Origin of the sequence: Paraburkholderia gardini, assembly GCF_907164545.1 — a bacterium.
Classification (GTDB): Bacteria; Pseudomonadota; Gammaproteobacteria; order Burkholderiales; family Burkholderiaceae; genus Paraburkholderia; species Paraburkholderia gardini.
On the sequence record NZ_CAJQZB010000055.1, the window covers coordinates 1 to 25027 of the forward strand.

Sequence of the window (25027 nt, forward strand, 5' to 3'; positions counted from 1 at the left end):
GTTTTCGCGGTGTGCGGCGGGGGGGGGGGCGGGGGGGGGGCGGGGCGGGGCCCCCCCCCCCCCGCCGAGCGCTTCCTGCAGACGCTCGACGATCTTCTGCTGGTGCTTCGTGATCAGCTCCGGCACGAGCGGCGTGATCTTCGTGACGATCGCTTCCATTTCCGTGACGTTCGCGATGAGCATCGTCGCGAGTTGCGCGCCTTCGCGGGCACGCACGTCGATCAGGTCGGCGATGGCCTGCTTGCCGCATGCGAGCACCGCGTCGCGCAGCGTTTCCGGCGCCACGCCGCTTTCGGCGAGCACGCCTGGCCAGCGCAGGATTTCGCCGGTGCGCAGACGCCCGGCTTCGGGGAACACGCCGAGCACCGCGCGTTCGAGCAACGCGAGCTGGCCGAGCGCCTCGCGGCTCACCGAACCCGCATTCGCCGACTGTTCGCTGCGCTGCAGGTTGATGCGGATATCGACCTTGCCGCGCGAGAGCTTGTTCATCAGCATTTCGCGCAACGTCGGTTCGCAGACGCGCACGTCTTCCGGCATGCGAAAGTTGAGATCGAGAAAGCGCGAATTCACGGTGCGCAACTCGACCGAGACGCTCACGCCGCCTGTACCTGAAGCCGCTGCGAGTTCGCGCGTGGCGCTCGCATAGCCAGTCATGCTGTAGATCATCATTCGTCTCGCGATGGGCGGCCAGCGTGCCGATGCGGACGCCGGAGCACACTGGCCTGAGGATTTGAGCCGCCCGGCGTGTACGAGACGCGGGGCGAGGAATGCGCATTATCCCATCTTTGGCGCCGACGCTTCGTCCATGCGCCACCGGTGCGCCCGGGCCCGCCGTACCGATCGGCGGTAAAATCCCGGTTTGCCCTCCTCTATTCCTTTCCCCGGCTCCCGACCATGACAAACTCCACGAAACGTCCCAGCGGTCGCCCCGCCGGCCAGCTGCGCGACGTGCGCATCACGCGTCATTACACGAAGCATGCGGAAGGCTCCGTGCTGGTCGAATTCGGCGACACCAAGGTGATCTGCACGGCGAGCATCGCCGAAAGCGTGCCGGGCTTCCTGCGCGACCGCGGCCAGGGCTGGCTCACCGCCGAATACGGCATGCTGCCGCGCGCGACGCACACGCGCAGCGACCGTGAAGCCGCCCGCGGCAAGCAGACGGGCCGCACCCAGGAAATCCAGCGTCTGATCGGCCGCGCGCTGCGCTCGGTGTTCGACCTGGAGAAGCTCGGCGCCCGCACGCTGCACATCGATTGCGACGTGATCCAGGCCGACGGCGGTACGCGCACGGCGAGCATCACGGGCGCGTTCGTCGCCGCGCACGACGCCGTCGCGAAGCTGCTCGCCACGGGCCGCATCGAAACGTCGCCGATCGCAGATTACGTCGCGGCGATTTCCGTCGGCGTATTCGACGGCCTGCCAGTGCTCGACCTCGACTACGACGAAGATTCGCAATGCGACACCGACATGAACGTCGTGATGACGGGCAACGGCGGCTTCGTCGAGATCCAGGGCACCGCCGAAGGCGTGCCCTTTTCGCGCGATGAAATGAACGCGCTGCTCGATCTCGCGCAAAGCGGCATCGAAACGCTGATCGCGAAGCAGAAAGAAGCGCTGGAGTTGAAGGGTGAATGATCGGGAAACAGGCGTCGACACGATCGCTTCATCGCTGAAGCAGGTCGTGCTTGCGTCGAACAATGCGGGCAAGCTGCGCGAATTCGCCGCGCTGTTCGAAACCGTCGGCATCGAAGTGATTCCGCAAGGCCGCCTGAACGTGCCGGAAGCCGAAGAACCGCATCCGACGTTCGTCGAAAACGCGCTCACGAAGGCCCGGCACGCAGCGAAAATCACCGGCCTGCCCGCGCTCGCCGACGATTCCGGTCTGTGCGTCGTCGCGTTGCGCGGCGCCCCGGGCGTGTATTCGGCGCGCTACGCGCAACGCGCGGGCGGCGAGAAAAGCGATGCGGCGAACAACGCGTATCTCGTCGAACAGCTTGCGGCCGAAAGCGACCGTCGCGCGTACTACTACTGCGTGCTCGCGCTCGTGCGTCACGCCGACGACCCGGAGCCGCTCATCGCCGAAGGCCGCTGGCATGGCGAAGTGCTCGACGCGCCGCGTGGCGCGAACGGCTTCGGTTACGACCCGTACTTCTTTTTACCGACGCTGGGCGCGACTGCGGCGGAACTCGCGCCAGCGGTCAAAAACGCGACGAGCCATCGCGCGATTGCGTTGCGGCATCTGCTGGCGCGTCTGTCGGAGGCGGCATGAGCGCGGCGTCCAGTCCAGGCGGCGGCATCGGTGAAATCGGTGTCAGCGTCATCAAGGCGTTCACGGCACCGGGCGGTATCCGTCTGACGTCGTTGCCGCCGCTCGCGCTGTACGTGCATTTCCCGTGGTGCGTGCGCAAGTGTCCGTATTGCGATTTCAACTCGCACGAGTGGAAAGGCGACACGTTCCCCGAGAACGAGTACCTCGACGCGTTGCGCACCGACCTCGAACTGGCGCTGCCGCTTGTCTGGGGACGCCAGGTGCATACGGTGTTCATCGGCGGCGGCACGCCGAGCCTGCTGTCGGCGGCCGGGCTCGACCGGCTGCTGTCGGACGTGCGCGCGCTGCTGCCGCTCGACGCGGACGCCGAGATCACGCTCGAAGCGAACCCCGGCACGTTCGAAGCCGCGAAATTCGCGCAATTTCGCACGAGCGGCGTGAACCGTCTGTCGGTCGGCATCCAGAGTTTCAACGAAGCGCATCTGAAGGCGCTCGGCCGGATTCACGATTCGACGCAGGCGCGCCGCGCGGTGGAAGTCGCCGCCACCACGTTCGACAATTTCAATCTCGACCTGATGTTCGCGCTGCCGCGGCAGACGCTCGCCGAATGCCAGGCGGACATCGAAACCGCGCTGTCCTTCGCGCCGCCGCATCTGTCGCTGTACCACCTGACGCTCGAGCCGAACACGCTGTTCGCGAAGTTTCCGCCGCCGCTGCCCGATGACGATCAATCGGCCGACATGCAGGACTGGATACACGAGCGCACGGCGGCCGCGGGTTACGAGCGCTATGAAGTGTCGGCGTATGCGAAGCCGCATCGGCAGAGCAAACACAACCTGAACTACTGGCGCTTCGGCGACTATCTCGGCATCGGCGCGGGCGCGCACACGAAGCTGTCGTTCCCGAACCGGGTTCTGCGTCAGGCGCGCTACAAGCATCCGGCTACGTTCATCGAGCAGGCGAAAGCCGGCGCGCCAGTGCAGGAAGAAAGCGAAGTCGGTCCGCGCGATCTGCCGTTCGAATTCATGCTGAACGCGCTGCGTCTGGTCGAAGGTTTTCCGGTGTACCGGTTCGTCGAACGCACCGGGCTTTCGATGACATCGATCGAACCGGCATTGCAGGAAGCCGAGAAACGCGGCCTCATCGTGCGCGATCACGAGAAGATTGCGCCGACCGCGCGCGGGCAGAACTTCCTCAATGATCTGCAGGCGCTGTTTCTGAAGGACGGGCGCTGATCGCCAGCGCGGGTGGTCGTCGCGAGCCGGTTTCGGGTTACAATTCGCGTCCTGGAGGTGTGGCCGAGCGGTTTAAGGCACCGGTCTTGAAAACCGGCGAAGGAGCAATCCTTCCGTGAGTTCGAATCTCACCGCCTCCGCCAGTACCTCCCGCCGCACAAGCCCTCCAAACCCGTCAAACCCAATAAACACAAGGCTCTCCGGGATTTTCGTGTTCACTTGAGTTCGTGCTAGTTCACCAGAATCCATGGGTAAACCGTGGTAACTATCGTGGTAACCTGAAGTCTCTTCAGGGAGTTACCACGCCATGGCTACCAACCTTCTATCCCCACTCGAAGTAAAGAACGCCCACTCTCAAGGCAAGGCAATCCGCAAGCTGAAGGATGGCGATGGCCTCTATCTTTGGGTGTATGCGGACGGGTCCAAGTATTGGCGAATTCGCTACTGGATTACCGGAAAAGAGAAAAGTCTCTCTCTTGGGGTGTCCCCCAAAGTTACCCTGGCGGACGCCCGCAAGCGGCGTGCTGAAATTCACGACCAGCTACAACAGGGACTAGACCCCGGGTCTGAACGGAAAGCGGCCAAAGCTGCCGCTGTGCTGTCGTCCGCGAACACGTTCGAAGCCGTCGCCAGAGAGTGGTACGGCAAACAGGTGGGGACGTGGGCAGAGTCGCACGCGGTGGACGTGAAGCGGCGTCTCGAACGCAACATCTACCCTACGCTGGGTGCCCGCCCCATTGCCGATCTGACGCCCCCTGAAGTACTCGCCGCCATCCGGAAGATTGAGAACCGTGGCGCTACCGATCTGGCGCATCGTGTCATGGGTGTGGTGGGTCAGGTGCTGCGCTATGGCATCGCCACGGGCAGGGGCGAACGTGACCATACAGCGGACCTGCGTGGGGCACTGACGCCTCATGTGAAGAGCCATCAACCGGCGGTAAAGGAAAAGGCGCTTCCGCAGCTTCTGCGCGATATCAGTCAGTACGATCAAGCGCCCACCAATGGCGACAAGCAGACCCGGCTTGCCCTTCAGCTATTGGCGCTGACGTTCGTCCGCACGTCCGAACTGATCGGCGCAACGTGGGAAGAAATGACCCTTCCGGAGAACCCGGACGATGGCGGGATATGGTCGATACCCGGGGCACGCATGAAGAGCGGTAAAGATCATCTGGTGCCGCTGGCCCCGCAAGCTGTCAGGGCATTGAATGAGTTAAAGATTCTGGCTGGCGACTCGAAATGGGTGCTGCCGGGACGCAATCCGTCTAAGCCGATATCCAATAACACTCTGCTCTTCGCGCTTTACCGGCTGGGATATCGCGGAAAAATGACGGGCCACGGTTTCCGGGCAGTCGCCAGCACGGCTTTAAATGAATCGAATTTATTTGATCCGGACTGGATTGAACGTCAACTGGCGCACGTTCCCGCTAATCAGGTTGCAGCGGCCTATAACCGCGCACTGTATCTGCCGCACCGCAAAAAGATGATGGCGTGGTGGAGCGAATACCTGGACACGGCGATTAAAACAGTTTGACGGTTTTTAGTTACTATGGAATTATGAGAACGCTCACGAACACCAGCGAACTGGTTTAGCGAGTTACTATCAATCCGCCATGGAGGGCATGAACCGCGCATTGCGCGAGGTATGCCCATGGCTATCAACATCTCCCCGGATGCCGTAAAGGTAACGCGGGAAAGTCTCCGTACCGCTCCCCCTGCCATTAATCTCACCCTGCCCGGTCGTCTGCGGGCGGATGATGTTACAGCGGTTCTCCGCATTGGAAAGACGTGGCTGTACAAGGGGATTAAAGACGGGTTGTATCCGAAACCGGACTTTTATGAAGGTAAATTGCCCTTCTGGAAGCACTCCACCATTCTGAAATTTCTGGAAGGTGAGAGCGCTGAATGATTATTTTCAAAAAGAAACCGGCTCATGGCGTTGACTTCCGACAATGTTGTTGTGTTACCGCACACTGCAAATCAATAACGGCGAATGTCATCCATATTCAGTGGAAAAATAATTTCGCATGCTGTAGTCTTGCTTTCGTAGCACGTCATTCGACGCTGCTGCGAGGATTTGCGGGACCGTCATGTAGTGCTGTCGCCCTCCCCGGGTGCAGCGTGGCGGTCGATGTGGACCGATAGCTTCCTTCGGAATCCTTGGCTCGAACATTGTGTATGGAGCCAGCACAGGATTCCGGCAACCTCCCCTTCGAGATAGCCGGTACGACCGTAACGTCGCGCCTTATTGCGCGCATCGTATTGGATGCCCGAATCATGCCTGTCACGATCATCACCTCAACCGCTGCGGCTGCCGCCGCCGTTACCCCATCTCCTGCCGCCCCGGCGAAGCCTAAACGAATCCGTCATGGCAGTGGGCACGCCAAACCCCGCGTTCCGGTTATCGACATAACAGAAGACTATGGACTGCTTACCGTATCGAACCTCATGGCGATCCTGAGCATTGGTTCTCCTACGACCATCACAGCGTGGATATCAGCCGGGAAACTGCCGCCACCTGATATGAAAATCGGTCGGCGTTCGAAGTGGCGTACCTCGACTATTCGGGCGTACATCGATGGAACCTGGGTACCTGAAATCGTTGCGCCCGCAACCACTTGCGCGAACCATCCGGATACATCGAATAACGGCTAGACAAAAAAATGGCCCGGGTCGCGATGCGTTCGCGGGGTTCCGGGCCTTGTTGAATGTACATCGAGGTGAGTCAAGTTTACTCTTCTGGCTCACCTTTGCAAGGTCAGAGGTGAGATATGGGAGTTGAAATCAATGCCATGGCGGATAGCTCGGGGAGCATGACCGCTGCGGCAGTAATCAGCATTAGTGGCGCTGGAAAAGCCCCCTGGAAGTTCAAGAAACCGTCTTTGTATGATGGGTTGAACCCGGAGCGCGAAGCGTTCGAATGGATTGACGCCCGCTGCAAGCCTGAAGAGTATGGGCGTCTGTGGTGGAGTGGGAGACTTGCCGGACTACCGGCCTCTGAGCTTAACGAGTGGAAAAAGCTGCGGGGTCTCACCAACTTTCCAAAGATAGTCGTAAACGGCAAGCTGGTTGACCCTTCAGCGATAAACAAAAACAGTCTCGTTGGCTGGGCGGTAATGCGATTTGATTTTGACCACGCCCAGGCATTGGGCGCATCGCTCGACCATAAGGAACAAGGCGGAAAGTTCAAGTTTTATGGTGGCGACGATTACGCGTCGGACTTCGCGGATGCGCCGGAGCTTGTCGAAGATGTGTTCCCCGGTCGTGGCATCGCCATGATTTATGGCGAAAGCGGCGGCGGCAAGACCTTCTGGACGCTCGATATGGCCTTTCACGTCCACAATGGACAGCAGTGGCGCGACAACGATGTAATGAAGGGTGATGTGTTCTACATCGCTGCGGAAGCGGGCCGGGGCATCAAAAAACGTATTGAGGGCATCAGGCGGGGGCATCCTGACTGGCGGGCTCCCTACGTTGCAGACTTGGCCCCGGACCTGTCCAAACCGGGCTCTGTCGTCTCGATTATCGAAGCCATTCGCTCCATTCCCGATGTGAAGCCCGCCATGGTTGTGATTGACACCATGAGTGCGGCATTTGAAGGTGACGACAGCAGTCAAAGGGACGCAGCGACGGCCATGCGGAACCTTAAAACGCTCGCTGACGGGCTGGTGTGCCTGGTGGTGTTCGTGCATCACACGACGAAGACAAAGGACTCATGGCGCGGTTCCGGCGTCTGGTACAACGATGTTGACGCGGTAGTCGAGGTCACTGCCGATGGTCCTGAAGGCCAGCGCATTCACTGCGCGACGCAGACCAAGCATCGTGAAGGCGAAAACGGTGCCCGTTACCCGTTCAGGTTGCGGAAAACCGATCCACTGGCGACGAAGAGCAATGGCAAGTTCATCACGACCTGCACGGTCGAACATCTCGCTTCTGACGGAGTACCGGGCACAGTGTTCAAAAACATGAGTGGCACGCTCAAGGTGCTACAGCCGGTGTTCAGTGAATTAAGTCTTGAGGGTCCGGTTACCCTGGGGAAATTGCTCGCGGAAGCCAAGAAAAAGGGAATCGCGGTCAAGAAATACAACGTACAGCGGGACTACGCCAAGCATTTCAACCGGTCCATTCCAGAGGATTCAGACGAGATGTGGTTCTCATGAATTCCTGTTCCTCAACATTTGCTCCACTCATTTGCTCAACCCCTAAGGGGGGGTTTGAGCTGAGCATTGAGGAGCTCAAAGTTTTTTCGGAGTTTGAGCAATTTCCCTCCTCCCTGAAAGCCTTACTGGACGGGGGTTTGCGGGATTTTACAAGTGTCGTTGCTCAAAGTTGCTCAAAGTTGCTCAACGTGTTTGAGGAGTGAATTTGCTCAAACGCTTGAGGAGCTATCAGAAAGGGGGATAAAAGGTCATGCTGGTCCCTGAAAAGCCTTATTCCACAAGGGTTTCCGGGCTTTTTAACGTTCTTCGCATGGAGTATTGCCGTGAACCCTGATCCGCTCTCTGTCCTGCTGCTCGTCGTGTTGATGGTTGCCCACCTGGTGGTAACCGCGCTGGTCGTACTGGTCGCGGATTACCGCCGTCCCTGGTGGCGTGTACTGCGATGGCATCAGCATGGGTAGCGACGAAGCCTATCAACGGCGTGGCGAGCCTGTACGCATGCGTCAGAGGTACTTCAAAGGCTGCTGGCCCCGAATGGCGTTATCACGCGCACGACGGATGGAACGACGGTCTACCCTGTATTCCTGGGCCAGCGCATAAAGGGTAGCGCCACTGTCGAGCTTCCGTACGACTTCGGTCTGCTGAGCTTCCGAGAGCGCGGACGGTCTGCCGAGCTTCCTGCCTTCTGCCCTGGCGCGTTGCAGTCCGCTGTTCGTGCGTTCGATCAACAAATCCCGCTCAAACTCTGCCACGGCATTCAGTACGCCCATCGTCATACGTCCTGCGGGTGAGGTCAGATCGGCTCCGCCCAGGGCCAGGCAGTGGACGCGGACACCCATCGCAGCCAGCTTGTCTACCGTGGAGCGCACGTCCATCGCTGATCTGCCCAGCCTGTCGAGCTTGCCCACGACCAGTACGTCACCCTCTTCGATTCTTTCCAGGAGCTTCGCGAACTGTGGACGCTCGCTGGCGGCGGTGGAACCGCTAATGTGTTCAGTAACGACCCGGCGAGCGCTGATATCGAAGCCAGCGGCCTTTATCTCCCGCACCTGGTTCTCAGGATGCTGGTCGGCGGTCGATACGCGGCAGTAAGCGAAGACTCGGGACATATGCCCCTCCATGGGCTAATACGTATCATTGAGTATAGCCCATGGGCTAAAATACAAAACCCTATTTTTAGCCCATAATGAGCGCTTTCTTATCGATATGGGCTAAAGCGGTCGTTTTCGCCCTCTTCCGCCATCGCGCACATGGGCCTATCGAACCGCATCGATGTACATTGAACTCAATTGCCGAAAGCCGGGATGGTGGGCAACGCAATGTAACTGACTGCATCGCCTATCTGTACAGTTCAGAGGCCCGATGCTTGCGCACTACGTTGCTGCGCACGGGATTGATGGTGCTGGTCTCGGATACGTAATACGGCGTCAGGCATTCCCGCATCTGAGCCCTGGTGTAGTGCGTCGTGTGACGGCGTGCCGGTTTTTCAGTCGGGCCATCGAATTCCATCGCGGCCCATTTCCTGGTCCACTCAGGTACGTGCATCCGTGGTGCGGACTCTGCCCCACGTAGTGGTGATGTTTTGGGCGCTGCCAATGTTTTGGGCGCGGCATACCTCTCTCGTCCGTGCCGGTACACCGTCGTGATGGAGAGGCCCAGGGTGCGGGCGGTCTCCGCAACCGATTCGCCAGCATCCAATGACACCTGAATCGCTGCAATGACCTCCCGCGCCAGCGGAAGACCAGTCGGTCGTCGTGGTGCTACCGGCGAAGCCGGTGCAGGGTCGGGTGGCGGGGGCAAGGTCTGCGCCCTGCCTTCCACCCAGTGCGCACGCGGCTGGCCCTCGAATTGGCGATGATCGAACAGGCTCACTTCCCGCAGCACGAATGTTCGTAGGGCTTCCATTCCCGCCTCAATAAATGCGTGAGGGTGCGGGGCGTCTGTCAGCATCCGCGATAGCCCTCACCACCTGTTCTTTGGTCGCAGAGCGTCCGTTAATTTTCCAAGTGGTTTTGCGTAAATCGGTTTGATACGTGGCTTCCACCCGCTCCCCATCGTTGCTGGTGATAAAGGCCATGCCGGGGCGGTGCGGTTGCGTGGATTCAATCGCCCATCGCTCCAGTTCGTCGGCATGCTGTTCCGGCGTTAGCTTCGTTCTCATATGGCCTCCTAAATAAATACGACTGCGACCATCGAACCCGGCTCGGGTACCACGGCGATGCCAATAGCACACGGCCAGTCGATCCGGACCATCGGGCCAGCGGTGCCGGGTCCAGTTCGATAAATGAGGTTCTCCGGCCCGACGTTCAGGGTGTTGGTGTCGTATGCTGCAAAACCGCCCTGTATCACGCTGACCCATATCAATCGGCACGGGCCAGCATGAATGACGCGGGGTGAGGTGATGCCCAGCATCGTGCGGTCATTGAATGCAATTGATTGCACTCCTAAACTCGCTGGGGCGTGGCGTCGCTCGAATTTCAGTACCGTGGCGGGCATTTTTTTACTCGAATGACACGGCTACCGACGATTGCGAGCGCTGCACCGCGTAAAGACCGGTCGTAAATTGCACGTTCAGGGGTACGGGCTGATAGCCCTGATCGGCCTTGATGGTGGCAATGGGTGTGGCGTTGGCGGCGGGGGTGCCTACGCTGTCGTAAAACGAGATATCAATCGGCGCGCTGCCGGTCTTCACGGCGATGGGCTGGGAGACGACCACGCCCGTGAGGGTGCCGGGATTCTGAAGCACCCCGCCCACCACGTTGGGAATCACCACGGCGATCTGTGATCCTGTCGGCGGGAAGGGTGCGTTGGTGGTGACGTTCGGCATGATATGTACTCCTATTTATGAAGGTGAATTCAAGTGGCTGTAACTTCTCTGCGGGCACTTCTTAAACTGGCTTTAATCCGGGGGGTGAAATTGACGAAATGTCTATTCCGCTCCGGATGAAGGTTGACCTTTTGTCAATTCCGGGTGATGCGGGTGCTGCGGGTGCTGCTGCTAAACCCCGTGCTGACTGCGTTCGGACTGCGTTCGGACTTCGTTAGACTTCGTTCAGATTGCGTTGTAGATTTTTCCAGCTTACAACGAGTCTTACAGACACATAAAACGTCAAAAGGTGGTTAATACCCCTTATGTAAAATTTTACGTTTTAGTAATGGGCTTTATTATCAATGGCTTGGCGTATCTCAATATAACTTTGTAACTTTATCACCCGTTATCAGGCTTATTTGCGGCATTCGTGCTGGCGGGTATGGCATTTAGTGGCGTTTTAGCCCCTTTAAACTCGCCAACACCGGTGTAAACTTTACGCACTGACTCAGCACGTTGCCATGCCGCTTCCTGCTCTTCCTCGGTTAATTCCCCTAACGGCTCATCGGGCAGGGTGTTGGCAATGAAGTAGTAATCCCTGCCGAAAATATCGGTTTTGATCCATGAACCGTTGCCGTTAGGGTCTTTGCGTCTACGTACTACCTGCCTGGCCATGATCGTCCTCCGGCGTTTGTAGCTGTGCGATGGGCTCTGCAATTGATTGCACTGCGTGCCCCTGCGGTTGCACTGGCTCCGAATGCACCGCTACATTTTGCGGGGCGGGGGTTGCTGGGGGTTGCTCTGCTGCTTCCGGATCACCAGCTACGGGGTCGTCAGCAAAAACCGGCTCACCAATCTGACGGGGACTGCTACCCCAGCCGATTTGCAGCACGCCAGACACCTTGACTGCCCCCACCCCATCGTTCAATGCATCCGGATCATCATCGAGTATTTCAAAGGTGGCGACTTCACGACGTGCTGCTTCTATCACGTTGACGATGCTTTTGATGTTGCCCGCATTCTCTGCCTTCTCTAACGCACGGGTCAAAACGTTAAGACGGGTCGCACGTTGCGCAAGCGGCTGGACTTCGATCTCTTCGATGAAATTCTTCCGCGTGGTCTCGAATAGCTCGCGCAATTCAGCGCTCAACGTCTTACCCTGTGCGGTCGTCGGATCGTATCTTTGGATGCCGTTCCGTGTGATCTCAATATCAAATTCCGCTTTCATGGCGCGCACCACCTGACCCAGCGAATCGAATTTCGCCAAGCATCGCACTACGAAGCGTTTCTGCTCCATGGTCAGGAAAGTTTTCATGGCTTGCACGGGTGTGAACGTGCCCTCTCTAGTGTCGAGTTAGTGTGGGGTGGGTGGTGTGTTTCTTTACTTCGTTGTTTCCGGTGTTCTTTCGTTCATGATCTCCCTCCCCGGGGCTTGTCGTCTATGCGTTTGCTATGCATCCCCGCGTCATGGCGTGTAGAAGGCGTAAGCCGGATTCGGTCGTTGCAATACCGGTAGTTTGGAGACCGGATTCTTCGGCTGGCCGGTCAGGATGCAATCCAGCGTGGTAACCCAGGCTGTACCTTCCGGATTTCGTGAGGCTCCGACATGACGGAGGGTTTTTACTAAAAAAGTGCCGGTGAAAATGCTGCCGCTTTTCATGCTGGCGTACTGACTACCAGGTTGCGGATTGAAAAATTGTGACTTGCTGGCGGTGGTGGTGGTGCCCGGTGCATCGGGCAGGACGATATAATCCAGCACCTTGAGATCGCCACGCAGTACGGTCGTTATCTGGCATTGCTGGGGCTGGCCCCACGTCGGTTGACCAATTAAATCGGTGAATTGTATTTGCTTAGGCGTGGTCGCCGTCGTGCCATCGCTGATGACGATATCGTTTCCATCGAGAGTGATTAGCACGCCCGAATAATCATCACTTGGGGCGTACCCGCCAATGATGCTCAGACTTTTCTGGTTGAGGTATGCCGCCAGTTGCGGGAGCGTGGCAAAGTACCCCGTTTCATCCGCGCCGGTCCATACCAGGTTAGGACTTACGGACCCTGATATTGTGTATTTGGGGAAAGCCGTGCTTAGCGTGGCGATAAGTGGCGTAAGTAACGGCTGGCCCGCTTTCCATTGAAAGACGAGATTGGCCGGGGCTGCATTCCGTGTCGGTGCGGGTACCGTCGTGTAACTGCTGGGCGTGCCGGTCGTCTGGTTACTGGTGGGAGAGGAACCCAAAGATTTGACGATGATCGTCAAAGCCTGATCTGAACCGATCCAGTTACCAAAAGCCTGGAGTATCTGGCCGGATGCGAGACGCCCCGCTTGTTGGGGGTTAGCCAGGGGCAGGCCCTTTGCCATGCCGCCGTAAATGGCGATATTCATTCCGTTCAGGTTCGCGGCTTGCGCGATTTCCCCTAAACCGACCCCATGCAAGGTGATGGCCCCGTTTGATACTGATGCCTCGGCGGTCGTTACCGGGATATCGCATTCGAATTCCTGTGCTGCCCGATTCGTGCCGCCTGGGGTGTAAACGCTGGCTCCCTGAACCAGGGATGTATAACTTGATAGCAGCGTGGTACGGGCTACGCGCGTGTACCCCGGCTTCCCATTCAAATTTGGCACGAGGATTTCGCCGGTCTGGGGGTCGGTTATATCGACCTGAAAATATCGCATTTTGCGTCCTAGTTAGGCAAAGAGCCGACGGTCAGCCCTATATCAGCCCCCGGCCTGCTGTTGACGGTCAGATTGATGCTGACCGGTGCCATGCGCCCATCGCTAACCGTTCGTGCAGGGCTATAGCTAACCGGCGCGGCATTGGTGGGGGCCGTGTCTTTTGCGGTTTTGCCCAGGCTGCTCTTCATCAGGGCAGTGACAATGTAATCAGCGTTCATTTCCTTGAAATGATGGGATTCGTGCTGAATCATCGCCGCTTCCAGTGCCGCACGCGTTTTCAGGTCGGAGAGGTTTAATTTTTCATCGGCCCTGAATCCGGTCTTCGATGACACGTCCTTTATGTACCCAGCGGTGTCGTTTTCGGTCGTCGGTGCGTATTTAGTAAGGATTTGTTCGATGCTGCTCAGATGGTCGCGTTTGTAGTACAGATTTAGCTGGCGGTCCATTGCATTCAGGCCAGCTTGCTTGTTGGCAAACTTCTGGAATTCCGTGGTGCTGCCTGGCACGCGCAGATTGCCAGGGTTGTTAAGACGTGCTGCGCTGCTCGGCGTGACGCTGCCGGTCGTCGTCGTGTTGGATTTTGCGTCGGTGCGTGAGTCCCACGGCCAGAAACCAGCCCCGGTGTCATGCGCAAGTACGCCCGCCTTGTGGTCAGAGTCGAGCCATTTTTTGTAGTTATCCTGAATACTTTTCTGCTGTTTGTCGGAGTCGCCGTGTACGAATTTCGGGTCGAAGTCACCCCGTTGCGCCGCTTCGATCTTGTCATTAAGCCAGGTTGCGCCCGCGTCGGCCTCGTTAAGATGACCTGGCAACTCGTCCAGGAATTTCTTGAGTTTTGGAGACTCAAGAAAATTGGTGGTGAAGTCCGTGAAGGCGTTGGATGCCTTGATGACCTCGGGAGTCAACTCCGTGAATGCGGACTCGATACGGTTTTTGGCAATATCGAAATTGCTGTCGAGTGCGGCCTTGGCGTCTGTCGCCTTTTGGGCGTCCTTTTCACTAATCTCAAACGCGGGGAGTTTCGCCTGATAAGTTTTCTGAGCATTTTCCCAAGCGCTATTGTCATAGCTCGCGCCAGTTCTTAACTGATCCAGACTCAATAATTGTGTGTAGCCCCGGGCTTCCGCGATACTTCCGGCGGGTCGTCCCTCGGCCTTGTCCGCACGATATTCGGCAGAAGCTCGCTTGCTGAATTGATAGGCAAGCTCTTCGGGGTTGTCGTGCTGAATCTGCGCTGGCGTCAATCCTGCGGTTATCAACGGCTGCCATTTTGAAACATCCGCTGCGGCATCGGCGAATTTGCTAAGGTCCGCTGATTTCAGGCCGAATCTCTCGAATTGCGCCGCGAAATCTTTTGTGGCTCCGATGGGTAAATCCAGGGAACGGGCTTCCTGATTCTGACCGGCTATGTCACTGGCCGATGCTGCTACCGCCCCACCCACTGCGGCCAATGTCCCGGCTGTTGCACCTAAAACACCCCCGAATGCAGCCAGGTTGATGCTGCCTCGGGAAAGCGCGGCCATGAAGCGGCTGGATTTTTCCAGGGATTTAGCCGTAGATTCCCAGGACTTAGCAGTTCGGGCAGATGATTTTTCGAGCGCGGCAATCGTGCCACCGGCCCCCGTGAGTTTCTGGCTGGAAAGGCTCTTTTCGATCTTCGCGGATTCACTCGCTGCCTTCTCAAAGGAACCACCCAGCAGATTGATTTCTGCGTTGACGTCTCGCCACTGTTCCGGAGACTTGGCTACGCTTTCCTGGTAGGCGTGGTAACGCTCTAAAAAACCGTCGAACTCTTCGGAGTCCACGGGGATACGCAGTACAACTTTTTCGGCCATCTCGTTCTTCCCCAATGCAATCAATTGCACTGCTAACTTTCTTTGACAAACGTCTAATGGCGCGTTGCGTGACGTGCCTCTTCCGCTGCGGCCCCTATCTCTACCGTTTCCAGGAATTTTAGGCGATCCGCCGTGGCGTTCACCATCTCAATGACGCGGGCCATCATCATTTGCAAATCCTCGTTACCGGGTTGAATTTTCAGCGCTGCATCCACGCGGTTTCCTATATGCCCCAGCGTGATCATCGTTCGATAAAGACCGGATTCCTCGGTCGGGGGGCTCAACATGCATCCCCGGAGGATTTCCGCCAACTCACCGACTTCGGTCATCAGCGTGTGCATATCGCTCATTTCGTCGCCCCTACTAACCATCCTGGACCCCACACACCTTCTTTCGGGGCTTCCTTCAGCGGCTCATTTCTCAGCGGCCTACCTGCCAGCAATTGTTCCCGGCGATCTGGACGCATGCATTTGTCCACCCAGCTTTGACCCGGCTCCAGGTCCATGCGTGTCCTGCGCGATTGCGTTGTCGTCGCAACACGAGGGATTACTTTGGCGGGCCATCGATTTCCTGCTCGGGTGCTCATGACGTTGCTCCCTGCACTGCCTGTTTCAAGCGCGCTATTCTGCGTTTTTGATGCGCCCGGACCTTTTGGGGATTGGCTGCCTTCCATGCTGCAATTTGCTTTAGGCGCTTTTCGCGATGCGCCGCATACCATGCCTTGTACGCCTCTGCTGAACAAAGCTTGCAGGTAGAAGCACAGCCATCATGAGCACGTTTAGCGCGGTAAAACTCTCCAATGGGCTTCGTCGTTTTGCACTTCGGGCATGTTTTCACGATGGTCACCCGTTATGAAATGATCGTCGGCAACCTGCGCGGCTCGCCATTGATGTGGACGGCACTCTCGAAAGCTGGGGCCTGGTACTCCCGCATCCAGCTTTTCTTTGGTCCGCACCACTCCGTTACGGGCAGACCGGATCGGGTATAGGTGCGGATGGGTCGAAGCTCGCCGGAGGCGCGGGCAGAATCCATCACGGCTCTGGCTACATCGGCTTGTGCAGTGGCAAACGCTGCCGGGTCTCTAACCGCCCATGCGTTGATTTTGTCGTGCCGCAGTGATGTTGTCGCCTTCAGGGTGTTGAGCAATCTAACTCTGTAATCGCCAATCGATTCATCATTTTTCGGAGCGGGCATCGGCAGCGCTGCGACCTGATAAACCCTGTCCGCGTCTGACTGAACTATTTTGAGTGCGTCGCGCTGACCGTCACGAACGATGCGTGAATCTGGGTCAGGCTGGCGGAGCTTCAGTTCGACTGAACGTTGATAGTCGAGTTTGTCGGTCATGACCGTCTCCATGCATCGCGATACATTGGTGCGAGTGGCTCACCCGTCGTGGGGCTGCATTCGATGGTTACGCCGCGCTTTCCCGGAACCTGCGGGATGCCGATTTGCAACCACCTATCGGATTTGAACTGGTCCATCCAAGCCGATTTATCGCCGCGAAACTCCCGAATCACGCGGCCCGTCGAATCGGCCCGCGTGATCATTTTCAGTTCGCCGGCCTTGGGGGTCGGCTTGTTCCACTTGCCCGCCCGGATATCCCTCTCCTCTTCAGCGGTCAACTGGCGAAGACCGATATCGGCAAAAACGCTGTCATAGCTCATTCTGACCCCTCAAATACTGTGGAAACGGGCTTCGAGTCCCGCTTGCTGGGCGCGCAGATACTTTCCTGCAAGCTCCCTGTCGTCGGCGCACCACTTCGCCCAGCTTTGGCGACTCGGCATGGCAGGCTCCGCCGTGATCGCGAACAACGATTCGCCTCGGGCGATGCGCGCAAGAATCAGCGTGATGACGCTGACTGGGTACAACCCGCGTGGTGCTTCCTGTCCTTCGTTTCGCGCTTCGTGAATCACGGCCTTGCCTCATTGGTCGATTGACCATTTGAGTTTGCGCTTTTGGGTAGCTAACTTGGAAGAATTTTCTTATTTCTCGTCGTAGACAAATCGAACGGTTTGTCAAATTCGTGCCTATGGGAAGTATGGCCGCGTGAATCCGGAAATTCGAGATGATTTGCACACGGTTGCGTGACTCATCTGAATACATCAGTTTTAGGGCGCTGACTAGTGGACGACAGGACGAGTGATCGATCACAGTGGTACGGTGGAAATTCCCGGAGAGCCCGGAATGCTCACCGATTCTCTATCGGTAGTCGCCGGCTAGATTTACAATCGCGCGAGCGCGTAACGGGATACATGAAGGAAAAAAAATGCTAATTCGTTGTGGGGAATGTGCAGCGAGAGTTAGTGACCATGCATCAAACTGCCCTAAGTGTGGTTACCCTCTCGGCGGTAGACAGCGCACTCAGACAATTGAGAAAACCGGCAAGCCTTACAAGGCAGTCACGGTCGTATGCTGGGTGGTGATTCTGGTGCTCACGCCGATTCTGTTTATCAGCGGACATCCTGGCTTGGGCGTAGCAGCGTTTATCCTCGGTGGGGTAACGGAAATGTTCGTGAAGATCGGAGCATGGTGGGATCACGGTTGAAGTGGTGTTGCGCTTGCGGCGGATACGGTGCCGCGCATCTCTGCGCTGGTACGTGAAACTCCGACGTCAGAAAATGACGTGAGATTGCAACTGAAGGAGAAAAATCAGCGTGGTAAGAATCGTGGTAGAAAACGTGGTAACTTTCTTTGGCAACTCCCCGCAAAGCCTTACTGGTAAAGGCTCACAGGGCGCAATGTGAATCTCACCGCCTCCGCCAGATCGTCAATGAATGCGGGCCTTTCTGGGCCCGTATTCATTTGTTGCCCTCACTCCCTCCGCAACACATTCCCTGCTCCCGAAAATCACGGGCAGGTGCATCTCCCGCGCTCACGTCGAGTGACATCCGTTCGCCCCCGCACATCCCGTTCTTCCACCCATTGAAAACCCCTGCATATACGCTAGGATAAAAATACATCCTGCTCCCAAGCGTTCGCGCTCACCCTGCGATGCCCATCCGCACGCGCCACTGGACGCACCGTCGTTCCCGGCTCATGCCATTCGTCCGCATCGCCGCATGGAGCGCTTTTGCCATCGCCGCCGCCTGCACGATCACGCTGCCGCAACGGCCCATGCTGTACGTGCCGCCCGCCGCCATCAACAGCGCCACGCTCGACCAGTACCGCGCGACCGTCGCGAAGCGCATCATCGAGCGCAATCCGTCGTATGTGCTGCGCGGCACGCCGCAGGCGATGTTGCGCTCGCTCGTCGTCGTTTCGTTTACCGTCGACCGGGATGGGCAGCTTGTCGGCGAGTCGGTCTATCGCACGAACGGCGATGACGAAGCGGAAAGCACCGCGCTCGCGACGCTGCGCCGCGCATCGCCGCTGCCGCAGCCGCCGGCAAAACTGCTCGATACGCGCGGCCATCTCGAACTGATGGAAGACTGGCTCTTCAACGATAACGGCAAATTCCAGTTGCGCACCCTCGCGTCGCCGCAGGCACAAACGATCGACTGAAACGCCCGGTTGGTGCTGCGTCTTTCAGACAGCTTGCTGCGCCCGGTTGCCGCGCGACGCCCCTGCTCGTTATAATTTTCGGATACGCCCTGCCGGAGCCCTCCGGCGCCGCTCTCGGGCGCGCGCTCATCCGCGTGCGCCCGAGAGCCTGACCGTGGCGTCGCCGCGCAACTCGCGCGCGCGCCCGGGCCGCATCGTCCGATGTCTCGCCACCGCATGTGCTGGCGCGCACCGGCGAGGCAAGCTGCTGTATCGTTGCATGCGCAACGTTATGCGCCGGGTTGCGCGGCAACCGCGTGCCTTGCACCCGCAGCCCGCACCGATTTCAAACAAAGACCCGGCCCGGCTCCGCGCTGTCGATGTGCGGAATGTGTTCCGCACACGGGACCGGGTCGCGACAACTCAACTGGAGACCCTGCATGTCCACCTCACCGCTTTCCGCGACTCCGCCAGATGTGGCCGGAAAGAACAGCACCTCGCGGGTGATCTTCGCGAGCTTCATCGGCACCGCGATCGAGTTCTACGACTTCTACGTCTATGCGACGGCCGCCGCGCTCGTCATCGGCCCGGTGTTCTTTCCGCACAGTTCGGCGACGGCGCAGGCGCTGTCGGCGTTCGTCACGTTCGGCATCGCGTTCGTCGCGCGGCCGATCGGCTCGTTCCTGTTCGGCCACTTCGGCGACCGTATCGGACGCAAGTCGACGCTCGTTGCATCGCTGCTGGTGATGGGTCTGTCGACAACGTTAATCGGCTTCGTGCCCGGCTACGACTCGATCGGCAGTCTCGCGCCGATCCTGCTGTGCATCCTGCGCTTCGGGCAAGGCATCGGCCTTGGCGGCGAATGGGGTGGCGCGGCGCTGCTCGCCACCGAAAACGCCCCGCCCGGCAAACGCGGCTGGTTCGGCATGTTCCCGCAACTCGGGCCGTCGATCGGCTTTCTCGCTTCGAACGGCCTGTTCTTCGGCCTTGCGCTGTCGCTGTCCGACGAGCAGTTCCGTAGCTGGGGCTGGCGCGTGCCGTTCATCGTGAGCGCGGTGCTGGTCGCGATTGGCCTCTACGTGCGGCTGAAGATCGCGGAAACGCCGGCCTTCCAGGCGGCAATCGATCGTCAGGAACGCGTGCGCGTGCCGGTCGCGACGCTCCTCTCGCAGCACTGGCGCCCGACGATCCTCGGCGCGCTGGCGATGGTGGTGTGCTACACGCTCTTCTACAACGCGACGACGTTCTCGCTGTCGTACGGCGTCTCGGCGCTGCACATTCCCCGCCAGACGTTCCTCGGCATGCTGTGCGTCGCGGTCGTGTTCATGGCGCTCGCCACACCGCTGTCCGCATGGGCCGCCGACCGCTTCGGACGCAAGCCGGTGCTGATCGCCGGCATCCTCGCGGCGATCGTGTCCGGCTTCGCGATGGCACCGCTGCTCGGCAGCGGCTCGATGCCGCTCGTGCTGCTGTTCCTGATCGTCGAACTGTTCCTGATGGGCGTCACGTTCGCGCCGATGGGCGCGCTGCTGCCGGAGCTGTTTCCAACCAACGTGCGCTACACCGGCGCGGGCGTCTCGTACAACCTGGGCGGTATTCTCGGCGCCTCGGTGGCACCGTACATCGCGCAGGTGCTTGCCGCACACGGCGGCCTGACGTGGGTCGGCGCGTACGTATCGTGCGCCGCCGCGGTAAGCCTCGTCGGCGTGCTGTGTATGCGCGAAACGCGTCATACGCAGTTGATGTAAGCGGCGCGCGGGGCTCGCCGTTCACGTTCGAAAGGAACGTCGGGTCCTGCGGTAGTCATGCATGGGAAGTCCACCGGACCAGGTCGCGCTTTCCCTGACTTGCACGGGTTTCTGGCCTGTCTATACTGGACTGGAAGCGCTGATCAAAAGCGCACGGATCAAGACGCCATGCCCGCCGGTTCATCTGCCCGAACCGGCCACGACATCGCGCGATGCCCAAAGGAGCCGACGATGAACATTCACCTGCACAACGCAGACGTCGTGATGATCATTGCCCTCGCGCTGCTCGGCGCGTTACTGCTCGCGGTCCGCTTCAAGCCCGCGACCTGGAAGGGTCTGGTCTTCGAAGCCATCGCGGCGAACCTGGCTGCCATCGCGGCGGTCATCGCGTTCGAAATGCTGCTTGCCTGAAAAAAAGCCGCGCAATCTGCCGGAGCAGATGCGCGACTTCCCCCACTCGCATCGACAGCACGGCTGCGTATGTCGACGCGTCCCGTCACCGGTAGTAGTAACCGCCGTGGTGATAGCCGCCGCCGTAGTAGCCAGGCGCCGGCACGACAATGCATCCGCCCAGTGCAACGGCGAGGAATGCACCCGTGATCAAGGTCAGCGTCAAGCGTTTCACATTGTTCTCCCATCGAGTCGGTAAGTATTCGAGTGATCTCGAATGACTCGATTGAACACGACGGCGCCCCGCGAGACCGTTGCAATTTGTAAAGGGAGGTTAGCGCGGTGTTACATGCGCCGGGACAGCGAAAGGCCCGAGCCTGATACCAGCGGGGCTACGCGGGTAGCGTACCCACGCCGTGCCCGCGAAAGCGCGACAGTTTTAACAGCCGTGTAATGATCGTGGCGATTTTCCGCCGGATTACCGCTGGATTTTCGTGACGCGCCGGCGCGTCTCAGGCGGCCACCACGGTGGCGCCACCGGCCGCGGCTGCGTCCGGTTCGGTATGTACGTATTCGATGGCGCGCAACACTTCATCGACAGGCGGCACACTTTGTCCATCGCCGACGGAGATCGAACGGAACGGCGCTTCGATGCCGAAGTGCTCCCTCGATGTGGCCACAAAAATCATGATGGCGCGCTTGTGTAATGCGTGTGCGAGATGCACGAAACCCGTATCGACACCGACGACGAGCGTAGCCCGGTCGATCATTCGGGCGATTTCGGTGACGTCCATCGGCGGCAGCAGCGATGCCTCGGGCACGAGCGCCGCAATCGCGCCCGCTTCGATACGCTCGACCGGCGACCCCCACGGCAACTCGATTGCATAACCGCGCCCGATCAGATTGCGCGCAATCGCAGCCCAATGTGTTGCAGGCAGCTTCTTGTCGTCCTTGGATGTGGCATGAAACAGCATGGCGACCGGTGCGTCCCCGATCGTCGACACGGATGAACCGGTTGTACCCGGCACCTGCAGGTTGAAAACTGGCGGCCCTTCGACCTGGAAGCCGAGCGCGTCGCCCACGCTGATGCGCATGCCATGCCATGCGTTGACCTCGGCGCGCGGCGCGAGGCGGCCCGTATAGGCGAACGCGGCGCCCCGCTCGCCAAGGTCTTGTGACCGGTAGCCGAGACGGCGCGACGAGCGCGTCAGAAACGCGATGATGGCACTCTTGTAGACGCCGTGGATGTCGATCACGACGTCGTAACGCTCGGCGCGCAGCTCGGCGATCGAAGCGGCGATCGAGCGGAAATCCGCGAGACTGCGGGCCTTCTTGAAGCGTCGCAACGGCGCGCACAGCACGCGCTCGATACCGGTGTTCCAGCGAGCCACGTCGGCAAACATCTCGTCGGCGGCCCAGTCGACCTTGACGCCCGGAAAAGCCCGTTTGATGTCCGCAACCACGGGTTGCGCCTCGATGATGTCGCCGAGCGAGGTGACCTTGACGATCAAAATGCGCTTCATGGTCAATTTGTCACTCTTATCGGGGATCGATCCATTTCAACTCTGTTTCCCTATGTGAAACGTGCATTCTACGGAAGTTGCGCCCGCAATGCCGAATATCGCGACAGGCCCGCCGTAACGACAAGCCATCACCGGTCGTGACCGTCGAGATGCAACCGGATGCCCGCGGATAGCATGACGACCCCACGAGGTCTGCTCATTCTGCGCGAACAATGCGCCGTTATAATCCAGACTTTGCATCGACAAATCGCCATGCTCCGGGCACTCCCTCCCTTGACTTCAACCGTCGTGCGACGCGCGCGGCGCCTGTGGCGCCAGTTCGGCATTTTCTGGCTCGGCGCGATCGCGGTGGGTCTCGTCGCGGTGCTTTATGCACGGCTTATCGACTGGGGCTACGCCGCCTTCAACACGATGCAGCACCGGCACGTGTGGCTGCCGCTCCTCGTCACGCCGGCCGTGGCCGCGCTGTCCGTGTGGCTCACACGCCGGTTCTTTCGTGGCGCCGAGGGTAGCGGCATTCCACAGGTCATCGCCACCCTGCACACGAATACCGGCGAAACCGGCTCGCGCCTGCTCACCGTCCCGATTCTGCTTGGCAAGATCGCCGTATCGTTTCTGGCGATTCTCGGCGGCTTCACGATCGGCCGCGAAGGGCCGACCGTCCAGGTCGGCGCGGCGCTCATGTTCAACCTGCGGCGCTTCTACCCGCGCTCGAACAGGCACATCGAACGGCAACTCGTGCTGGCCGGCGCGGCGGCGGGTCTGTCGGCCGCGTTCAATACACCGCTCGCCGGGATCGTCTTCGCGATAGAGGAGCTCACCCGCAGCTTCGAGGCGCGCGCGAGCGGCGTGCTGATCACGGCGATCATCATCGCCGGTGTGATCGCGCTCGGCCTGAACGGCAATTACACGTATTTCGGCACGATCCAGATTGGCACGCATTTCCCGGATCTGCTCGCGCTCGCCGTCGCGCTGACCGCCGTCGTGACCGGCATCGCGGGTGGTGTTTTCTGCTGGCTGCTGCTCAATACCGCGCGCTGGATTCCCGCGCCGCTGCGCACGCTGCACGGCGAGCGGCCGGTCGCGTTTGCCGCGGTGTGCGGGCTCCTGATCGCGGTGATCGGGCTGATTTCCGGCGGCACGACGTTCGGCAGCGGTTACGCCGAAGCACGTGGCCTGCTGGACGGCACCGTCAATCTGTCGGTGTTCTATCCGCTACTGAAGATGGCTTCGATGGTCGGCTCGTATCTGCCGGGCATTCCGGGCGGCATCTTCGCGCCTTCGCTGTCGATCGGCGCGGGTTTCGGCAACGTGCTGCACATGGTGTTCGGCAGCATGGAACTGCAGATGCTGATCGCGCTTGCGATGGTCGGCTATCTGGCCGCGGTCACGCAATCGCCGATCACGGCTTTCGTCATCGTGATGGAAATGATCAACGGCCACGCACTGGTGATCTCGTTGATGGCGACGGCGCTGATCTCGAGCCGCGTGTCGCGCTTCTTCGCGCCGCCGCTCTACGAGACGCTCGCGCACCGCTATATGGCACCGCGGCACCCACCGGTGCCCGCGCCCGTCCCCGAGACACCCGAAGCGGTCATCGAGGACGAAGCGGGCGAGCAGGCAGCCGATACCACACGTCCATAAACGACGACGCGCGCTCCCGATGAAACGGAATGCGCGCGGCGGCATGCCAGCCAGGCCGGAAAACGGGCCTGGCTTTTATCCTGCGATCAAGCCTGGGGAATCTCGATCTTCACTTCGAGCACTTCGAGGTCGTCCTGACGCTCGAGGCTCACGCGGATATCGTTGTCGGAAATCTTGACGTACTTCGAGATGACCGCGACGAGCTCGCGTTGCAAGGCCGGCAGATAATCCGCGGGCGCATGGCCCCCGGCGCGCTCGTGCGCGATGATCAGTTGCAGGCGCTCTTTCGCGACCGAAGCGGATCGCTTTTTCTCGCCCAGCAAAAACGTGAGAATCGACATGACGTGCGCTCCCCTTACTTGGTGCCGAAGAGGCGCTGCAGCAGGCCCGGCTTCTGGTAATCGGTAAAGCGAAGCGACTTCTGTTCGCCGAGGAAACGCGACACCACGTCTTTATAGGCTTCCGCTACATCGGTACCGTCGAGGTGCACCGCCGGCAGGCCCTGGTTCGACGCATGCAGCACCGCTTCCGATTCCGGAATCACGCCGATCAGGTCGATACGCAGGATTTCCTGGATGTCGGTGAGCGACAGCATTTCGCCTTCGCTCACGCGCTTCGGGTTGTAGCGGGTGATGAGCAGATGTTCCTTGATCGGCTCCTTGCCCTCGATCGCGCGCTTCGTCTTCGACGACAGCATGCCGAGAATGCGGTCCGAGTCGCGCACCGACGATACTTCCGGGTTCGTCACGATCAGCGCTTCGTCGGCGAAGTGCATCGCGAGCAGCGCACCCGATTCGATACCAGCCGGTGAATCGCAGATGATGTATTCGAAGTCCATCGCGATCAGATCGTTGATGATCTTCTCGACGCCTTCCATCGTGAGCGCGTCTTTATCGCGGGTCTGCGAGGCGGGCAGGATGAACAGGTTCTCGCACTTCTTGTCCTTGATGAGCGCCTGGTTCAGGTTCGCTTCACCCTGGATCACGTTGATGAGGTCGTACACCACGCGGCGCTCGCACCCCATGATCAGGTCGAGGTTACGCAGGCCGACGTCGAAGTCGATCACGACCGTCTTGCTGCCGCGCAGCGCGAGGGCCGATGCAAAACTCGCGCTCGTGGTCGTCTTGCCCACGCCACCCTTGCCCGAAGTCACCACAATGATTTTTGCCATAGCCCTTACCTTGTGTCCGTCAAATTCGTTCAGATTCTTGTGCAGGTCCGGCAGCGACCCGACCGGCAGTGCGCGATGAAAACGCGGCGTAC

General features: G+C 59.4%; 29 protein-coding genes and 1 tRNA gene. 12 read left to right on the top strand and 18 right to left on the bottom strand.

What is annotated here, in order from left to right:
* On the bottom strand, window positions 1-666 hold a 666-nt coding region (locus tag LPA37_RS26215), incomplete at its 3' end, for a YicC/YloC family endoribonuclease (RefSeq protein ID WP_324251905.1).
* Window positions 667-894: 228 nt separating this feature from the next.
* On the opposite strand from LPA37_RS26215, the gene rph reads away from it, so the two are divergent.
* The 8 genes from rph to LPA37_RS26255 all read left to right on the top strand — a co-directional run bounded on the left by rph (window position 895) and on the right by LPA37_RS26255 (window position 7661).
* Entirely contained in the window at window positions 895-1635 is a 741-nt protein-coding gene (gene rph, locus LPA37_RS26220) for a ribonuclease PH (RefSeq protein WP_229014094.1), read from the top strand.
* Window positions 1628-2269 carry an RdgB/HAM1 family non-canonical purine NTP pyrophosphatase gene (gene rdgB, locus LPA37_RS26225; RefSeq protein ID WP_228983903.1) on the top strand — a complete coding sequence of 214 codons (642 nt, stop codon included), beginning with the start codon at window positions 1628-1630 and terminating at the stop codon, window positions 2267-2269. The genes rph and rdgB overlap by 8 nt, the downstream gene beginning before the upstream one ends.
* Complete coding sequence (hemW, locus tag LPA37_RS26230; RefSeq protein WP_228983902.1) at window positions 2266-3504, top strand: radical SAM family heme chaperone HemW; 1239 nt, start codon at window positions 2266-2268, stop codon at window positions 3502-3504. Before rdgB ends, hemW begins: the two co-directional genes overlap by 4 nt.
* Window positions 3505-3557: 53 nt before the next feature.
* A tRNA-Ser gene (locus tag LPA37_RS26235) sits at window positions 3558-3647 on the top strand.
* Window positions 3648-3811: 164 nt separating this feature from the next.
* Window positions 3812-5035, top strand: a complete 1224-nt coding sequence (locus LPA37_RS26240) for a tyrosine-type recombinase/integrase (protein ID WP_229014095.1) — start codon at window positions 3812-3814, stop codon at window positions 5033-5035.
* Window positions 5036-5152: 117 nt separating this feature from the next.
* Window positions 5153-5410, top strand: coding sequence for a helix-turn-helix transcriptional regulator (locus tag LPA37_RS26245; protein ID WP_229014096.1), 258 nt, complete (start codon window positions 5153-5155; stop codon window positions 5408-5410).
* A 269-nt stretch (window positions 5411-5679) separates the two neighbouring features.
* Window positions 5680-6156, top strand: coding sequence for a helix-turn-helix transcriptional regulator (locus LPA37_RS26250; protein WP_229014097.1), 477 nt, complete (start codon window positions 5680-5682; stop codon window positions 6154-6156).
* A gap of 116 nt (window positions 6157-6272) precedes the next feature.
* Window positions 6273-7661, top strand: coding sequence for an AAA family ATPase (locus LPA37_RS26255; RefSeq protein ID WP_229014098.1), 1389 nt, complete (start codon window positions 6273-6275; stop codon window positions 7659-7661).
* 503 nt (window positions 7662-8164) lie between these two features.
* Here LPA37_RS26255 and LPA37_RS26260 read toward each other — a convergent pair.
* The 13 genes from LPA37_RS26260 to LPA37_RS26320 form a co-directional block, all read right to left on the bottom strand.
* On the bottom strand, window positions 8165-8770 hold the full coding sequence (locus LPA37_RS26260) for a recombinase family protein (protein WP_229014099.1): 606 nt from the start codon (window positions 8768-8770) through the stop codon (window positions 8165-8167).
* A gap of 229 nt (window positions 8771-8999) precedes the next feature.
* Window positions 9000-9566, bottom strand: a complete 567-nt coding sequence (locus tag LPA37_RS26265; protein ID WP_229014100.1) for a helix-turn-helix domain-containing protein — start codon at window positions 9564-9566, stop codon at window positions 9000-9002.
* Window positions 9567-9573: 7 nt separating this feature from the next.
* A complete protein-coding gene (locus LPA37_RS26270; protein WP_229014101.1) occupies window positions 9574-9822 on the bottom strand; it encodes a hypothetical protein in 249 nt (82 codons plus the stop codon).
* 8 nt (window positions 9823-9830) lie between these two features.
* Window positions 9831-10103, bottom strand: a complete 273-nt coding sequence (locus LPA37_RS26275) for a hypothetical protein (protein WP_229014102.1) — start codon at window positions 10101-10103, stop codon at window positions 9831-9833.
* Between the two features lie 58 nt (window positions 10104-10161).
* On the bottom strand, window positions 10162-10488 hold the full coding sequence (locus LPA37_RS26280; protein ID WP_228982852.1) for a hypothetical protein: 327 nt from the start codon (window positions 10486-10488) through the stop codon (window positions 10162-10164).
* A gap of 381 nt (window positions 10489-10869) precedes the next feature.
* Window positions 10870-11145 (bottom strand): hypothetical protein, encoded by a 276-nt coding sequence (locus tag LPA37_RS26285; RefSeq protein ID WP_229014103.1) that lies wholly within the window; start codon window positions 11143-11145, stop codon window positions 10870-10872.
* The gene (locus LPA37_RS26290) at window positions 11123-11785 is read right to left on the bottom strand and encodes a DUF2280 domain-containing protein (RefSeq protein ID WP_229014104.1); all 663 of its coding nucleotides are present in this window, start codon (window positions 11783-11785) and stop codon (window positions 11123-11125) included. The genes LPA37_RS26285 and LPA37_RS26290 overlap by 23 nt, the downstream gene beginning before the upstream one ends.
* Window positions 11786-11935: 150 nt before the next feature.
* The gene (locus LPA37_RS26295; RefSeq protein ID WP_229014105.1) at window positions 11936-13144 is read right to left on the bottom strand and encodes a hypothetical protein; all 1209 of its coding nucleotides are present in this window, start codon (window positions 13142-13144) and stop codon (window positions 11936-11938) included.
* A gap of 8 nt (window positions 13145-13152) precedes the next feature.
* A complete protein-coding gene (locus LPA37_RS26300; RefSeq protein WP_229014106.1) occupies window positions 13153-15009 on the bottom strand; it encodes a hypothetical protein in 1857 nt (618 codons plus the stop codon).
* A 23-nt stretch (window positions 15010-15032) separates the two neighbouring features.
* The gene (locus LPA37_RS26305) at window positions 15033-15329 is read right to left on the bottom strand and encodes a hypothetical protein (RefSeq protein ID WP_229014107.1); all 297 of its coding nucleotides are present in this window, start codon (window positions 15327-15329) and stop codon (window positions 15033-15035) included.
* 499 nt (window positions 15330-15828) lie between these two features.
* On the bottom strand, window positions 15829-16323 hold the full coding sequence (locus tag LPA37_RS26310; RefSeq protein ID WP_229014108.1) for a hypothetical protein: 495 nt from the start codon (window positions 16321-16323) through the stop codon (window positions 15829-15831).
* Window positions 16320-16643: a hypothetical protein gene (locus LPA37_RS26315; protein WP_229014109.1), complete on the bottom strand. Its 324-nt coding sequence runs from the start codon at window positions 16641-16643 to the stop codon at window positions 16320-16322. Before LPA37_RS26315 ends, LPA37_RS26310 begins: the two co-directional genes overlap by 4 nt.
* 9 nt (window positions 16644-16652) lie before the next feature.
* Window positions 16653-16892 (bottom strand): terminase small subunit-like protein, encoded by a 240-nt coding sequence (locus LPA37_RS26320; protein WP_229014110.1) that lies wholly within the window; start codon window positions 16890-16892, stop codon window positions 16653-16655.
* Window positions 16893-18015: 1123 nt separating this feature from the next.
* On the opposite strand from LPA37_RS26320, the gene LPA37_RS26325 reads away from it, so the two are divergent.
* The 3 genes from LPA37_RS26325 (at window position 18016) to LPA37_RS26335 (ending at window position 20618) form a co-directional block, all read left to right on the top strand.
* Window positions 18016-18480 (top strand): energy transducer TonB family protein, encoded by a 465-nt coding sequence (locus LPA37_RS26325; protein ID WP_228983901.1) that lies wholly within the window; start codon window positions 18016-18018, stop codon window positions 18478-18480.
* A 419-nt stretch (window positions 18481-18899) separates the two neighbouring features.
* Window positions 18900-20207: an MFS transporter gene (locus LPA37_RS26330; RefSeq protein WP_228983900.1), complete on the top strand. Its 1308-nt coding sequence runs from the start codon at window positions 18900-18902 to the stop codon at window positions 20205-20207.
* A 231-nt stretch (window positions 20208-20438) separates the two neighbouring features.
* On the top strand, window positions 20439-20618 hold the full coding sequence (locus tag LPA37_RS26335; protein ID WP_228983899.1) for a hypothetical protein: 180 nt from the start codon (window positions 20439-20441) through the stop codon (window positions 20616-20618).
* An 85-nt stretch (window positions 20619-20703) separates the two neighbouring features.
* On the opposite strand, the gene LPA37_RS27775 is transcribed toward LPA37_RS26335, so the two are convergent.
* Window positions 20704-20832: a hypothetical protein gene (locus LPA37_RS27775; RefSeq protein ID WP_267478208.1), complete on the bottom strand. Its 129-nt coding sequence runs from the start codon at window positions 20830-20832 to the stop codon at window positions 20704-20706.
* A gap of 277 nt (window positions 20833-21109) precedes the next feature.
* Window positions 21110-22120, bottom strand: a complete 1011-nt coding sequence (gene waaC, locus LPA37_RS26340) for a lipopolysaccharide heptosyltransferase I (RefSeq protein ID WP_229014111.1) — start codon at window positions 22118-22120, stop codon at window positions 21110-21112.
* Between the two features lie 252 nt (window positions 22121-22372).
* Between waaC and LPA37_RS26345 the strand changes: the two genes are divergently transcribed.
* Window positions 22373-23764: a chloride channel protein gene (locus tag LPA37_RS26345; RefSeq protein WP_229014112.1), complete on the top strand. Its 1392-nt coding sequence runs from the start codon at window positions 22373-22375 to the stop codon at window positions 23762-23764.
* A gap of 86 nt (window positions 23765-23850) precedes the next feature.
* On the opposite strand, the gene minE is transcribed toward LPA37_RS26345, so the two are convergent.
* Window positions 23851-24105 (bottom strand): cell division topological specificity factor MinE, encoded by a 255-nt coding sequence (gene minE / locus LPA37_RS26350; RefSeq protein WP_228983895.1) that lies wholly within the window; start codon window positions 24103-24105, stop codon window positions 23851-23853.
* Window positions 24106-24119: 14 nt separating this feature from the next.
* Window positions 24120-24935, bottom strand: a complete 816-nt coding sequence (gene minD, locus LPA37_RS26355; RefSeq protein ID WP_228983893.1) for a septum site-determining protein MinD — start codon at window positions 24933-24935, stop codon at window positions 24120-24122.
* Window positions 24936-25027 lie beyond the last annotated feature (92 nt).